General features: G+C 68.2%; 17 protein-coding genes. 8 read left to right on the forward strand and 9 right to left on the reverse strand.

Annotation, left to right across the window (positions count from 1 at the left end):
* Nucleotides 1-67 precede the first annotated feature (67 nt).
* The 3 genes from AB0I81_RS07980 to AB0I81_RS07990 are packed head-to-tail and all read left to right on the forward strand — an operon-like array spanning nt 68 to nt 3221.
* Nucleotides 68-1213: a Gfo/Idh/MocA family oxidoreductase gene (locus AB0I81_RS07980; RefSeq protein ID WP_360651818.1), complete on the forward strand. Its 1146-nt coding sequence runs from the start codon at nt 68-70 to the stop codon at nt 1211-1213.
* Nucleotides 1210-2376: a dihydrodipicolinate synthase family protein gene (locus AB0I81_RS07985; RefSeq protein ID WP_360651821.1), complete on the forward strand. Its 1167-nt coding sequence runs from the start codon at nt 1210-1212 to the stop codon at nt 2374-2376. Before AB0I81_RS07980 ends, AB0I81_RS07985 begins: the two co-directional genes overlap by 4 nt.
* Entirely contained in the window at nt 2373-3221 is an 849-nt protein-coding gene (locus AB0I81_RS07990) for a sugar phosphate isomerase/epimerase (protein ID WP_360651824.1), read from the forward strand. The genes AB0I81_RS07985 and AB0I81_RS07990 overlap by 4 nt, the downstream gene beginning before the upstream one ends.
* A 108-nt stretch (nt 3222-3329) precedes the next feature.
* Here the strand turns inward: AB0I81_RS07990 and AB0I81_RS07995 are convergent, their stop codons facing one another.
* The 5 genes from AB0I81_RS07995 to AB0I81_RS08015 all read right to left on the reverse strand — a co-directional run bounded on the left by AB0I81_RS07995 (nt 3330) and on the right by AB0I81_RS08015 (nt 6885).
* Nucleotides 3330-3959 (reverse strand): response regulator transcription factor, encoded by a 630-nt coding sequence (locus AB0I81_RS07995; protein WP_360651827.1) that lies wholly within the window; start codon nt 3957-3959, stop codon nt 3330-3332.
* Nucleotides 3960-4001: 42 nt separating this feature from the next.
* Nucleotides 4002-5090 carry a sensor histidine kinase gene (locus AB0I81_RS08000; RefSeq protein WP_360651830.1) on the reverse strand — a complete coding sequence of 363 codons (1089 nt, stop codon included), beginning with the start codon at nt 5088-5090 and terminating at the stop codon, nt 4002-4004.
* An 8-nt stretch (nt 5091-5098) separates the two neighbouring features.
* Nucleotides 5099-5797 (reverse strand): ABC transporter permease, encoded by a 699-nt coding sequence (locus AB0I81_RS08005; protein ID WP_360651833.1) that lies wholly within the window; start codon nt 5795-5797, stop codon nt 5099-5101.
* Entirely contained in the window at nt 5797-6525 is a 729-nt protein-coding gene (locus AB0I81_RS08010; RefSeq protein WP_360651836.1) for an ABC transporter ATP-binding protein, read from the reverse strand. The genes AB0I81_RS08005 and AB0I81_RS08010 overlap by 1 nt, the downstream gene beginning before the upstream one ends.
* A gap of 81 nt (nt 6526-6606) precedes the next feature.
* Nucleotides 6607-6885, reverse strand: coding sequence for a hypothetical protein (locus AB0I81_RS08015; RefSeq protein WP_360651839.1), 279 nt, complete (start codon nt 6883-6885; stop codon nt 6607-6609).
* Between the two features lie 127 nt (nt 6886-7012).
* Between AB0I81_RS08015 and AB0I81_RS08020 the strand changes: the two genes are divergently transcribed.
* Nucleotides 7013-7258: a GntR family transcriptional regulator gene (locus AB0I81_RS08020; RefSeq protein ID WP_360651841.1), complete on the forward strand. Its 246-nt coding sequence runs from the start codon at nt 7013-7015 to the stop codon at nt 7256-7258.
* Between the two features lie 36 nt (nt 7259-7294).
* Nucleotides 7295-7846, forward strand: coding sequence for a UTRA domain-containing protein (locus tag AB0I81_RS08025; RefSeq protein WP_360651844.1), 552 nt, complete (start codon nt 7295-7297; stop codon nt 7844-7846).
* Between the two features lie 386 nt (nt 7847-8232).
* On the opposite strand, the gene tnpA is transcribed toward AB0I81_RS08025, so the two are convergent.
* The gene (gene tnpA, locus AB0I81_RS08030) at nt 8233-8649 is read right to left on the reverse strand and encodes an IS200/IS605 family transposase (protein ID WP_360651847.1); all 417 of its coding nucleotides are present in this window, start codon (nt 8647-8649) and stop codon (nt 8233-8235) included.
* Nucleotides 8650-8671: 22 nt separating this feature from the next.
* Between tnpA and AB0I81_RS08035 the strand changes: the two genes are divergently transcribed.
* Both AB0I81_RS08035 and AB0I81_RS08040 read left to right on the forward strand, forming a co-directional pair.
* Complete coding sequence (locus AB0I81_RS08035) at nt 8672-9871, forward strand: transposase (RefSeq protein ID WP_360651850.1); 1200 nt, start codon at nt 8672-8674, stop codon at nt 9869-9871.
* Nucleotides 9868-10368 carry a UTRA domain-containing protein gene (locus tag AB0I81_RS08040; RefSeq protein WP_360651853.1) on the forward strand — a complete coding sequence of 167 codons (501 nt, stop codon included), beginning with the start codon at nt 9868-9870 and terminating at the stop codon, nt 10366-10368. The genes AB0I81_RS08035 and AB0I81_RS08040 overlap by 4 nt, the downstream gene beginning before the upstream one ends.
* Before the next feature lie 243 nt (nt 10369-10611).
* Here the strand turns inward: AB0I81_RS08040 and AB0I81_RS08045 are convergent, their stop codons facing one another.
* A complete protein-coding gene (locus tag AB0I81_RS08045; protein ID WP_360651855.1) occupies nt 10612-11043 on the reverse strand; it encodes a MerR family transcriptional regulator in 432 nt (143 codons plus the stop codon).
* A gap of 190 nt (nt 11044-11233) precedes the next feature.
* Between AB0I81_RS08045 and AB0I81_RS08050 the strand changes: the two genes are divergently transcribed.
* Nucleotides 11234-12154 carry an NmrA/HSCARG family protein gene (locus AB0I81_RS08050; protein WP_360651858.1) on the forward strand — a complete coding sequence of 307 codons (921 nt, stop codon included), beginning with the start codon at nt 11234-11236 and terminating at the stop codon, nt 12152-12154.
* 257 nt (nt 12155-12411) lie between these two features.
* Here the strand turns inward: AB0I81_RS08050 and AB0I81_RS08055 are convergent, their stop codons facing one another.
* Both AB0I81_RS08055 and AB0I81_RS08060 read right to left on the reverse strand, forming a co-directional pair.
* Nucleotides 12412-12546 carry a hypothetical protein gene (locus AB0I81_RS08055; protein ID WP_360651861.1) on the reverse strand — a complete coding sequence of 45 codons (135 nt, stop codon included), beginning with the start codon at nt 12544-12546 and terminating at the stop codon, nt 12412-12414.
* Nucleotides 12547-12583: 37 nt separating this feature from the next.
* A complete protein-coding gene (locus AB0I81_RS08060) occupies nt 12584-13195 on the reverse strand; it encodes a class I SAM-dependent methyltransferase (RefSeq protein ID WP_360651864.1) in 612 nt (203 codons plus the stop codon).
* Nucleotides 13196-13222 lie beyond the last annotated feature (27 nt).

Consider the following 13222-nt stretch of genomic DNA (forward strand, 5'->3'; position numbering starts at 1 on the left):
GCCCTCGGTGGCCCGGCCGTACGGTTCGGGAAAGCGCTTTCCGCATGTTGTGCCTGAAGGGATCCTCATGAGCGTGCGCACCATCGGTGTCGTGATGAACGGCGTCACCGGGCGGATGGGTTACCGCCAGCATCTGGTCCGTTCCGTCCTGGCCATCAACGAGCAGGGCGGTGTCACGCTCTCGGACGGTTCCAGGGTCAAGCTCAAGCCCGTACTGGTCGGCCGCAATGCCGACAAACTTGCAGATATCGCAGCAAAGCATGAAATTTCGGATTTCACCACGGATCTCGACGCGGCACTCGCGGACGACGACAACCTGATCTACTTCGACGCCCAGGTCACCAGCGCCCGCGTGAAGGCCGTGCTGAAGGCCATCGAGGCCGGCAAGCACATCTACGCCGAGAAGCCCACGGCCGAGTCCACCCAGGAGGCCATCGCGCTGGCCGAGGCCGCGACGGCCAAGGGCGTCAAGAACGGCGTCGTGCAGGACAAGCTCTTCCTGCCGGGGCTGCTCAAGCTGAAGCGGCTGATCGACGGCGGCTTCTTCGGCCGCATCCTGTCGGTGCGCGGCGAGTTCGGCTACTGGGTGTTCGAGGGCGACTGGCAGGAGGCGCAGCGCCCGTCCTGGAACTACCGGTCCGAGGACGGCGGCGGCATCGTGCTCGACATGTTCCCGCACTGGCACTACGTGATGGAGAACCTGTTCGGCCGCGTCCAGTCCGTCTACGCCCGGGCCGTGACGCACGTGCCGGCGCGGGTGGACGAGAACGGCAAGGAGTACCAGGCCACCGCCGACGACGCCGCGTACGGGATCTTCGAGCTGGAGGGCGGCGTCATCGCCCAGATCAACTCCTCCTGGACCGTTCGCGTGAACCGCGACGAGCTGGTGGAGTTCCAGGTGGACGGCACGCACGGCAGCGCCGTCGCGGGCCTGCGCAACTGCCGCGTCCAGCACCGCTCGGCCACCCCCAAGCCCGTCTGGAACCCCGACCTGCCCGCCACGGCGCGCTTCCGCGACGGCTGGCAGGAGGTACCGGACAACGCCGAGTTCGACAACGGGTTCAAGATCCAGTGGGAGGGGTTCGTCCGCCACGTGCTGGATGACGCGCCGTTCCCGAACGACTTCGCCTCGGGCGCGCGCGGCGTGCAGCTCGCCGAGCTGGGCCTGCGCTCCAACGCCGAGGGCCGCAGGATCGAGGTGCCGGGCCTGTGAGGATCGAACTGCCCGGCTTCGGGTCCTACCCGCTCAGGGAGCCGACGACCTGGCCGGTCGTCGAGACGCCCGCGACCAGCCGCATCGTGTACGCCGCCGCCCACGTCGTCGCCGACCCGCTCGGCGACAACACGCCCGGCTCCCCCGCCGCGGTGGACTGGGAGTCGACCCTGCGCTTCCGCCGTCACCTGTGGTCGCACGGCCTGCGGGTGGCCGACGCCATGGACACGGCCCAGCGCAACATGGGCCTGGACTGGGCGGCGACCAAGGAGCTCATCCGGCGCAGCGCCGCCGAGGCCCGCTCCCACGGCGACCCGGCCACGCTCGTCGCCTGCGGCGCGGGCACCGACCACGCGCCCGATGCCGGTGACCTGGACACGATCACCGCCGCGTACGCCGAGCAGATCGAGACCGTGCAGTCCGCCGGCGCGGGCGTGATCGTCATGGCCTCCCGCCAGCTCGCCAGGGTGGCCGCGGGCCCGCAGGACTACCACAGGGTGTACGGCAAGTTGTTCGCGCTGGCCGACCGCCCGGTGATCCTGCACTGGCTGGGCGAGATGTTCGACCCTCAGCTCGCCGGTTACTGGGGTTCGCGGGACGTGGCGGCGGCCACGGAGTCGTTCCTTGAGCTGATCCACGCGCACGCCTCGATGGTGGACGGCGTGAAGGTGTCGCTGCTGGACGAGGAGCACGAGGTCGGCCTGCGGGCGGCGCTGCCCGAGGGCGTCAAGCTGTACACGGGCGACGACTTCAACTACCCGTCGCTGATCAAGTCGGGCTCGCACGCGCTGCTCGGCATCTTCGACGCCATCGCCCCGGCCGCGGCGGCGGCGCTCCAGGTGCTGGACGCGGCCGAAGCCTCCTGCACTGAGGAGGGCAAGGAGCGGCTGCTGGCCTCCTACGACGAGATCTTCGCCCCGACCGTCCCGCTGTCGCGCAAGATCTTCGAAACGCCGACGTACAACTACAAGACCGGCATCGTCTTCCTGGCCTGGCTGAACGGCCACCAGGACGCGTTCGCCATGGTCAACGGCGCCCAGTCGGCGCGCTCGCTGGTGCACCTGTCGGAGGTCTTCCGCCTGGCCGACCAGGCGGGGCTGCTGGCCGACCAGGAGCTGGCGGTGCGCCGCATGAAGGCGCTGCTGGAGGTGAACGGGCTGTGAGCCTGTCTCTCAACCAGTGGACGACCAGGCAGTGGTCGCTGCCCGAGGCCGTGGACGGATGCGTGCGGCACGGCCTGGAGGCGATCGGGCTGTGGCGCGAGAAGGTCGCCGAGACCGGGCTCGCCGAGAGCGTCAAGCTGGTGCGGGCCGCCGGGCTGCGGGTGTCGTCGTTGTGCCGTGGCGGCTTCCTGACCACGGGCGACCCCACGGCCTACGCGCAGGCGCTGGAGGACAACCGGCGGGCCATCGACGAGGCGGCCGAGCTGGAGGCGGGCTGCCTGGTGCTGGTCGTGGGCGGTCTGCCGGGGGTCAAGCCCGGCGAGGCGCTGCCCGCGTCCGGTTTCACGCGTGACCTGGCGGGGGCCCGTGAGCGGGTGGCCGAGGCGCTGTCGGAGCTGGCCCCTTACGCCGGTGAGCGTGGCGTGAAGCTGGCGCTGGAGCCGCTGCACCCGATCTACTGCCCGGACCGCGCGGTGCTGTCCACGCTGGGGCAGGCGCTGGAGCTGAGCCTGCCCTATCCGGAAGAGCAGGTCGGCGTGGTGGTGGACACCTTCCACGTCTGGTGGGACCCGAGGTTGTTCGAGGACGTCGCGCGGGCCGGCAACAGGATCGCCTCCTACCAGGTGTGCGACTACCTGCACCCGCTGCCCGAGGACATCCTGCTCGGGCGGGGCATGATGGGCGACGGCGTGATCGACTTCCGGCCGATCACGCGGGCGGTCCAGGCCGCCGGGTACGCCGGTGACGTCGAGGTGGAGATCTTCAACGCCGACATCTGGGCCGCCGACGCCGACGAGGTCGTGGCCACGATGAAGACGCGCTACGAGGAAGTCGTCCTTCCGTAGGTTTCCGGGTGGGGCTGCGTCATATGGGACGCTGCCCCACACCCCCGCCCCACATGGGATGCCATCCCACACCCGCGCCCCGATGGGACACCGTCCCATCCCGGCGGGTCAGATGAGGTTGCGTTCCATCGCGGCCACCACGGCCGCCGCCCGGTTGTCCACGCCGAGCTTGGCGAAGACGTGCTTGAGATGCGTCTTCACGGTGGTCTCGCTGATCAGCAGTGCCTTCGCGACCTCCTTGTTGGCGGCCCCGCGCGCGATGAGCCGCAGCACCTCCAGCTCGCGCGGCGACGGCGCGGTCGCGGGCTTGCGTCCCAGACCATCGATGAGCTGGGAGGTGATCCGCTGGGCCAGGACCCGCCCACCGGCCGCCGCCGTACGCACGGCCGCCTGAAGCTCTTCGCGCGGCGCGTCCTTGAGCAGGTAGCCAGCCACTCCGGCGGCCAGCGCCCGCGAGACGTCCCCATCGGTGTCGTACGTGGTCAGCACGACCACCCGGACCCGAGGATGATCGGCCGACAGCCGCTCGATCGCGCCGACGCCGTCGAGCCCCGGCATGCGCAGGTCCATCAGCACCACATCGGGCGCGGCGGCCCTGGCCTGGGCCAGCGCCTCGTGCCCGTCGCCCGCCTCGGCGACCACCTCGATGTCCGGCACACCCTCGAAGATGCCGCGCAGCCCGTCCCGTACCACCGGATGGTCATCAACGATCATCAGCCGCACAGGACGCTCACCCATGGCGTGCTCCAGGCGCTCGGGATGCTTCACCCACGGCGTGCTTCAGGCGCTCGGGATGCTCACGCACAACGCGGTCCCTTCCCCCGGCGCCGACTCCACCGTCACCGTACCGCCCGACCGCGCGGCCCGCTCACGCATCGCGACCAGCCCATATCCGCGCGCCGGGGCGTCCGGGTCGAACCCCGAGCCGTCGTCCAGCACGTCCAGGGTGACCTCCTCATCCATGTACGACAACGTCAGCACGACCCGCCCGGCCCGCGCGTGCCTGGCCACGTTCGCCAGCCCTTCCTGGGCCGCCCGCAACAGCGTGGCCTCCGCCTCCTCCGGCAGCCGCCGCGACTCACCGTCCACGCTCACCGACGCGGGCACCCCTGTCGCGGCCGACCAGCGCTCGGCCACACCGGCCAGCGCCTGATCGAGCGTGGCCCGCTCCAAAGGCTCTGGCCGCAGCGCGTCCACCGAACGCCTGGCCTCCTTGAGGCTGTCGCGGGCCAGCCCTTTGGCCAGCAGGATGCGCTTGCGTACGGCCTCGGGGTCGCCGATGCCCTGTTCAGCGGCCTCCAACTGGGCGATGATGCCGCTGAACCCCTGGGCGAGCGTGTCGTGAATCTCCCTGGCCAGCCTGGCCCGCTCCTCCAGGGCGCCCACCACCCGGTTCTGCTCGCTGTGCCTCATGAGGTCCTGCGTGAACAACCCCATGATGATCGACAGCGCGCCACTGCCCACCACGAAGGCCAGCACCGCCGGATCCTCGGGTACGGCCGTGAGCGCCCCGCCCGCGACGGCGGACGTCAGCACGAGCACCACGGCTCCGACGTAGCCCCACCGGCCGGGAAGCAGCAGGTAGGGCAGCGCGACCATGCCGTACAGCATCATGTCGTAGCCGTCGTTCCTGCTGACCAGCGCGAAGTTCAGGCCGAGCAGCACCAGGAAGTGCCAGGCCATGGGGTTGAGCCGTTCGAGAAGAGCCGGCCTGCGCGCGACGAAGAACGCGTACCAGCAGGCCATGACCACCGTCAGCGCGAGCGCGACGGGGTCGAGATCGCCCTCCATGGCCGCGATCGTCGCCGCCATCCCCAGGCAGGTGTAGAACAGCAGGTGGAAGACCCGCGGCCAGCCCGCCTCGTCCATCGGTCAGCTCACTCCCAGCGGAACAGCGCCACCGCTGCGGCAGTGCCGAGGACGATTATCCCAGTAAGGACGATATAGGGAGTTATCGTCGGGTTGCCAAGCCAGCTCTCCCGCAACGCGGTCACGGCATAGGTGAGCGGGAGATGCTGGCCGATCTCGCTCAGCTCACCCGACAGGCCCTCGCGCGGAATGGCCGCACCCCCAAGAAAAATCATCGGGAACATGATCAGCATCCCCATCAACTCGGCCGCCCGAGCACGAGGCGCGACGGCGGCGATCACGAAGCCGATGGCGTAACACAGCAAGGCGCACGCCAGGAAGGCCAGCACCAGCAGGGCGGGATTCCTGGGCAGCGCCACCCCGAACCAGAACACCGCCACCCCGGCCACGATGACCGCACCCGCCAGGGCCATCGCGAGCTGCGCCGCGATCTGCGCGGTGAGCACCACCAGCGGCGAGACCGGGGTGGTGGCGATCCGGCGCAGCACCTTGCGTTCCCGATAGGTGGCCATGACGGCGGGCAGCGTGGCGATCCCGCCGATGGCCAGGATCATCGCCAGATAACCCGGCACGAAGATTTCCAGGGTCTCGGAGCCGCCGTTCAGGATCAGCAACATGGCCGGAAAGGCGACCATGAAGAACAGACTCGACGGATCCCTGGACAACAGCCGCAACTCCGTCGCCGACAGATGCGCGAACGCCCTCATCACGCCTCCACCCCATCCCGGCGCTCCCCCGTCAGCTCCAGGTACGCCTCCTCCAGCGACCCGGTCCCGGTCTCCGCGACCAGCCCGCGCGGACTGCCGAGCGCCACGATCCGCCCCCGCCGGAACACCGCCACCCGATCGCACAACTCCTCGGCCTCGTCCATGAAGTGGCTGACGAGCACCACCGTCGTCCCCGACGCCTTGAGGTCGCCGATGAGCGTCCATGTCTCGCGCCGGGCCACGGGATCCAGCCCGGTGGTCAGCTCGTCGAGCACCACCAGCTCGGGCGCACCGACCAGGGCCAGCGCGAGCTTGAGCCGCTGCTTCTGCCCACCCGACAGATCCGCGTACGCCTTGCCCCCGATCGGCCCGAGGTCCCACCGTTCCAGCACCGCCCGCCAGTCGTCGGGCCGGTCGTAGAAGGAGGCGAACAGCCGCATCGCCTCGACCACCCTGATGCGGTCGGGCAACTCACTCTCCTGCAACTGCACACCCGTACGCCGGGCCAGCGCCCTGCGACGCCGTCCAGGGTCCTCACCGAAGACCCGGATCCGCCCCGAGTCCGGCTTACGCAGCCCGATCAGGCACTCCACCGTGGTGGTCTTGCCCGCCCCGTTGTGCCCCAGGACGCCGAACGTCTCCCCACGCGCCACCTCGAACGACACTCCGCCCACCGCCCGGGTGTGCCCGTAGCTCTTGTGGAGGTCCTCGACCTCGATCACCGTCATGCTCCGAGCCTGCCGGTACGGCCCGGTCGGCGGCATCGCCCGATCGTGCGCCCGGCATCCTCCATTCGAGGGATGGCCCTCTTACCGCGCACGCCCTTCAAGCAGAGCGTCCCAGAGCAGCTTCGCCTCTGCGACCCGCATCCACCGACTCTCCCTGACCCGGTCACCGTCGGCGGTCCTGACGGTCCGGCGGATGTGGCTCAGGCCGCCCGTCACGCACAGCTCGTACGTGGTCGGCTCCAGGCTGCAGGTGTGGGCCCTGACCCGGAAAGCGACGGACCTGCCCACCGGCTTGGACCACTCGATCTTGGCGTGCCCCTCCTTCGGAAACTCCAGGTGCGGGCCGTGAAAGTCCTCCATGCACATGCCGACCTCCAAGTTGGTCGCGACAGGCAGTCACGAGACGATAGTAAGCCAGGACGTACTGTCCTGTCACCACCTGTACCTAGACGTTCATCTCCCGGCTTGGCCGCTTAGGTTCGGTTACATGACAATTGACCTGCTCGGACCGGACCCGATCTACCAGCAGATTGCGGCCGTCGTGCTGGAGCGGATCGAGGATGGCAGCTATCAACCGAACCGTGCCATCCCTTCGGAGGCCGAGATGTGTGCGGAGTTCAACGTCAGCCGCAACACCGTGCGGGCGGCGATCCGCTCACTCAACGAACGAGGAGCGGTCCGGACCGTACCCGGTCGCGGTACATTCGTGGTCGCCGCTCCTCCTCAGCAATGACGACACCGCTCCCGTAGCCTCACGGAGGAGAAGGTCATGCGACCGTCAGGTTGGGCCAACACCTCAGCTCCCTACATTCGGCCTCGCCGCGAAGGGGAACCCGACGCGTGGACCGAAGAAGCCGCCCAGCGAGGCCACGTAGGCACGAACGAACTGCGTGAAGTCAGCGAGATCCCCGCTCCCGCGGACATCGCTCGCGATCTCAACATCGAGAGCGATGGCCGAGTGGTGGTTCGGCGACGGATGGTGCTGCTGGACGGCGCACCGATCGAACTCGCCGACTCCTACTATCCCGCGTTCATCGCTCGCGGCACGCCCCTTGCGCATTCGAGCAAGATCCGTGGCGGAGCGGTGAGACTGCTCGCCGAACTGGGTTACAACGCGCACAAAGTCCAGGAGACGGTGAGCGCCCGGCCTAATACAGCGATCGAGCGGAACCTGCTCCATCTCGATGCGAATGACTGGGTTCTCATGCTTCGTCGCGTGACCTTTGACAACGTCGGCACCCCGTTCGAGTGCACCGTGATGACGATGATCGCCAGCGGCCGGGAGCTGCGGTATGAACACGAGGAAGACCGAACGTGGTGAAACGGGTCGACAGCCGACCGCGGCATCAGCAGGTTGCCGCAGACTTGCGAGCTCAGGTCATGTCCGGGCTTCTCCCCACCGGTGCGCAACTGCCCTCGACACCGCAGCTGGCGGAAGCAGTACGGGTGCGCGGCTGCGACCGTCCAAGGGGCGATCAAGCTCCTGAAAGACGAGAGCCTTCTGGAGGGACAGCCCGGCAGAGGTGTCTTCGTACGGCAGCGGCAGCCGTTCGTCGTCACCGCCACCGCCTACAAGACCCCTGCCCCGGGCGGCTACCAGAATCGTCGGTAGTGCTCCGGCCTTCAGGCCGGGGGTGAAGCCGACCGTCTCGCGTAGCGGGGCAAGGGCAGTCGATTCGCCGCCGGGCGGACCGGTGTCTACCCCGCTCAGACCGGCCGGTTCTGTTGCTCGATGTACTGGCGCAGGACACTGATGGGAGCGCCGTCTACCGACCCGGCGAAGTAGGACCCTGACCACAGTTTGTTTGCCCGGTAGTAGTGGGCGGCCAGTTCGGGGAACTCCTGGCGCAGCCGCCGGGAGGACACCCCTTTCAACGAGTTGACGAGTTTGGACAGGGCGATCTTGGGTGGGAAGTTCACCAGCAGGTGGACGTGGTTGTGTTCGCCGTTGAACTCGCGCAGTTCGGTCTCGAAGTCGGCGCACACATCCCTCATGATTTCTTCCAGTCGTGTCAGGTGTTCGCCGTTGAACACGCGATGGCGAAACTTCGTGACGAAAACCAAATGAGCGTGCAGGGCAAAGACGCAGTGCCTGCCAGTCCTGATAGTGCTGTACTCCGCCATAAACCAATAGTAGGGTGATCGTGTGCAGCTGCGTTACAGCTTCCGCCTCGACCCGACACCGGGCCAGCACATCGAGCTGGCCAAGGCGTTCGGTTGCGCGCGGGTGGTGTTCAACGACGCGCTGCGGCTGCGTAACGACGCCCATGAGGCCGGCCTGCCGTTCGTCACCGACGCCGACCTGTCCCGGCTCATCATCACCGAGGCGAAGAAGCGCCCCGACCGGGTGTGGCTGGGCGAGGTGTCGGCGGTGGTGCTCCAGCAAGCGCTGGCCGACTGCACGAGGGCGTTCCGCAACTTCTTCGCCTCCTCATCGGGCCAGCGAAAAGGCCCGAAGCTGGGCGCTCCTCGGTTCCGGTCCCGCAAGGACAACCGGCAGGCGATCCGGTTCACCCGCAACGCCCGATTCTCGATCACGCCGGGCGGAAAACTGCGCTTGCCGAAGATCGGAGACGTGGCAGTGCACTGGTCGCGGGCGATACCCTCCGAGCCGTCCAGCGTGAGCGTGATCAAGGATGCGGCGGGCCGGTATTTCGCGTCTTTCGTCGTGGAGGTCAGCGCCTCACCTCTGCCGGAAACCGGGATCGAGACCGGGATCGACCTGGGTCTTGGACACTTCGCTGTCCTGTCGGACGGGCGGAAGATCGATGCGCCCCGATTCCTGCGGCGGGCGGAGAAGAAACTCAAGCGGGCGCAAAAGTCCCTGTCTCGCAAGGAAGAAGGCTCCAAGAACCGGGCCAAGGCCCGGCTTGTGGCCGCCCGGCAGCACGCCAAGGTCGCCGACGCGCGCCGCGAGTTCCACCACCAGCTCTCCACGCAGATCATCCGCGAGAATCAAGCGGTGTATGTGGAGGACCTGGCGGTCAGGGGATTGGCGCGCACCCGGCTGGCCAAGAGCGTGCATGATGCGGGCTGGTCGGCGTTCATGGCCATGCTGGAGTATAAGGCGCGTCTGTATGGCAGGACCTTCGTCAAGGTCAGTCGCTGGTTCCCGAGTAGCAAGCTGTGCTCGGTATGTGGGGCCGTACGGCAGGACATGCCCCTGTCGGTGCGGGAGTGGACCTGCTCCTGTGGTGCGGCCCACGACCGGGACGGCAACGCCGCACTCAATATCCTCGCCGCCGGACGGGTGGAGAGGCAAAACGCCTGTGGAGGGCCGGTAAGGCCGGGCGCGAGCCCGGCACGGCCCGTCGAAGCAGGAAGCCAAGGAAGTGTCGCCGCGTGAACGAAAGCGACACAGACCAGAATCGTCGGGCTTCAGCCCGGCGAGCGCGTCAAAGCTACGACCTCCTGCATGTACGCGCGGTCGAGCCGCCGGCCGACGTCGCGCACGCGCTTGATCTCGACAAAGATGAGCGCTGCGTGGAGCGGCACCGTACCTTGCTTCACGCCGGAGAACCCATCGAGCTCTCGTGGTCGTATTATCCCTTGGCCATCGCCGAGGGGACGTCCCTCGCCGGGCAAGGAAAGATCAAGGGCGGGGCCCCGAAAGTGCTTGCCGAGTTGGGCTTTCCGCAGCCGACGTTCGAGGACCGGGTTTCGGTACGTCAACCGCGAACGGAAGAGGTCGTCATGCTGGACCTACCGGCAGACGTACCGGTGATCAGGCAGTTTCGTGTGATCCGCAGTGACAATGAGCGCCCCGTCGAAGCATCCGTTCTGATCAAGGGTGGCCATCTGTTCGAGGTGCGGTATCAGCAGCAGGCTCAGCCAGGCGTTTGACGGCTTCGATGCGGTCGGCTCTGTCGTCGGCGGGCTGTGGTATCCCCCGCCACGCCCGTGCTCCGAAAACGCCCCTCCATCGAGGCTGTGAGGACCCGGCCCAGACTCGTGCCACCCGGCGCCGCCTGCTCGGCTGGGCGGCCGGCACCACAGCCTTGGTCCTGCCCGCCCACTTCAGCGGCCGATCGGCCCTGGAGATCGAGCGGCGAGCCGAGGCATACGCGGTCAAGGAGTAGGGCGCGTTCAGCCGCTACTGACCGCTCCGCCGGGCAGGACCGAGGTGTAGGTGGCGTGGCCGAGGGGGCGCGGGTCCTGCTCGCGCGCCTCGGTGATGCAGTCGTTCAGCCGGTTGCGCACTTTCCGCAGATCCGTCATCTGCCGGTCGAGGCGGTCGCGTTCGGCCGCGAGCAGCTCCAGCAGCTCCGGTGGCACCTCATCGGAGTCAGCGAACGGCAGGACGTGGCGGATGGTTCTGCTGGGCAGGCCCACGGAGTAGAGCTGCTGGATCAGCCTGACCCGTTCGACGGCACCGGCCGGATACTGGCGCTGGCCACCCGAATTCCGAGTGGAGTGCAGCAAGTCCTGCTGTTCGTAGTAGCGCAGCGCCCTGACGCTGACGCCCGCCTTGGCGGCGACCTCTCCGATCCGCACCCCGGCCTCCAGACTTGATTCCACGTCCGGCTTGCACCTGACGCTGGCGTCAGGTTCTAGCGTAGCGAACGCCAGCGCGAATCATCCCTTCCGCACTCTGGAGCACGCCTATGACCAGCACGTTTCCGCAGCGAACGAACCAAGTCATCGGCCTGGCCGGCAACCGGCTCGTCAGGACCACGACCGTGATCACCGAAAGCGCAGCGTGATCGGCATGACCGGCATCAACAAACCCGTCGTCGTCCTGGGCGCCACGGGACAGCAGGGAGGATCGGTCGCCGCGGCACTGCGGGCCGGTGGCTGGGCGGTGCGCGCGGTCGTGCGCGATCCGTCCGGCCACCGGGCCAGGTCCCTCTCCGCCTCTGGCGTCGAGATCGTGCGCGGTGACCTCGGCGATCCGGAGTCACTCCGCGCGGCCTTCTCCGACGCCCATGGCGTCTTCAGCGTCCAGCCGAATTCCGGCCAGGCCGGCGCCGACGTGACCAACGAGGACGAGGTGCGCTTCGGTACGACGGTGGCCGACATCGCCGGGCGCTGCGGCGTCGCCCACCTCGTCTACAGCTCGACGGTCGCCGCGGGGCCGACGCCAACAGGCGTCGCCCATCTCGACACCAAGAGCGGTATCGAGGCTCATGTCCGGAATCTGAACATCGCCGGAACCATCATTCGGCCGGCCACGTTCATGGAGATCCTGTTGCTCCCCGGAATGGGCCTCGACCGGGGACACCTCTCTTTCCTGATGCGCCCCGACCAGGCCATGCAATTCATCGCGGTACGCGATATCGGCCGGATCGTCGCCGCGGTCTTCGATTCACCCGATCGCTACGCCGGCCGCACCGTGGAGATCGCCGGTGACACTCTCACCGGCAACGCCCTGGCCGAGCACCTGACCCAGGCCAGCGGCCGGCAGATCAGCTACAGCCGCCTGCCGGCGACACTGCTGGCCCAGGATGAGATCCTCGGCAAAACGGTGGCACTCGTCGACAGCGGCAGACTGGTGGGAAACGCGGACCTCGACGCGTTGCGCGCGGAGTTCCCCTTCCTGCTGCGCTTCGACCGCTGGCTGGCGGGCCATGGCGCGGGCCTGCTCCAGGAGGCGCTCCGTCCCACGGACACAGGCATCGCTCTGCGCTGAAGGAGGCCCTGGACTCGGCAATTCTCGAGGAACGGAAGGTGTCCATCGGCACCTGCGTACGCGCCTTCGGGGCCTCAGGCGTTCCTGAGCATGCCTGCGTCAGCTGCCGATCCTGTCCCGCTCGGAAATACGGTTTCGTGCTGAACTGGGGTCTGCTGCATGATCAAGCCAGCGACCGCGACCATCGCCAGGTGTTGTTGTCGCTTGCCTACCGGCTGGTCAGGGGCTTGTTCGACCTGCTGACGGTGCTGATCCACTCAGATCTGTCCAAAGATGTTGAGGTGCTGGTGCTCCATCACCAGAACCAGGTCCTCCGCCGTCAGCTCGGCAGCCGGCCTCGGCGGGGTGGCGCCGACCGGCTCTGGCTCGCGACGTTGTCGCGCCTGATCCACCGCCGTAGATCCTCTCCGAAGGAGACGGCTAGCCCTATTACGGCTTGTCCCAGAGCAGCAGGTAGCGGCGCAGGAGCAGGCGGCGGAACTGGCAGCCCGGTAGCGCCTGGCGGGCCAGGCGGCCGGTTTCGGCCCAGGACAGGACGGGGTCCATGGCGGGGACGCTCTTGCCGGGGCCGGTTTTGGGGCCGTGGCGGAGGCGTTGGAGGCGGGAGGCGACCTGGCCGGCGCCGCTGATGAGCCAGTCGAGGGGTGAGCGGTTCAGGGCCAGGCCGATGACGACCAGGCGGCCGCCCGGGGCGAGCAGGTGGGTCAGGGCGTCGGCGGACTGGCGGAAGTCGGCGTGGTGGGTGACGGCGACGGCGGTGATGAAGTCGTACTTGCCCTCGGGGAGCAGGCCGCGTGGGTCGTCGAGGTAGTCGGCCGTGACGAACTCGATGTTGTCCACGTTGCCGTAGCGCTCGCAGGCCAGGGCGATGGCCTCGGGGGAACGGTCGGCGGCGGTCACGTTGCCGACGCGGGCGGCCAGTTTGCTCGCCAGCAGACCGTCGCCGCAACCGATGTCGAGCGCCCGCTCGCAGTGCGCGGGCATGAGCTTCATGACCAGGCTCTGGTAATGGACGTTGTGGTTCCAGTAGGTCTCGGACACGCGGTCACGATAGCGCTCGCTGTCCGT

Origin of the sequence: Nonomuraea sp. NPDC050404 (assembly GCF_040655495.1) — a bacterium.
Taxonomy (GTDB): domain Bacteria; phylum Actinomycetota; class Actinomycetes; order Streptosporangiales; family Streptosporangiaceae; genus Nonomuraea.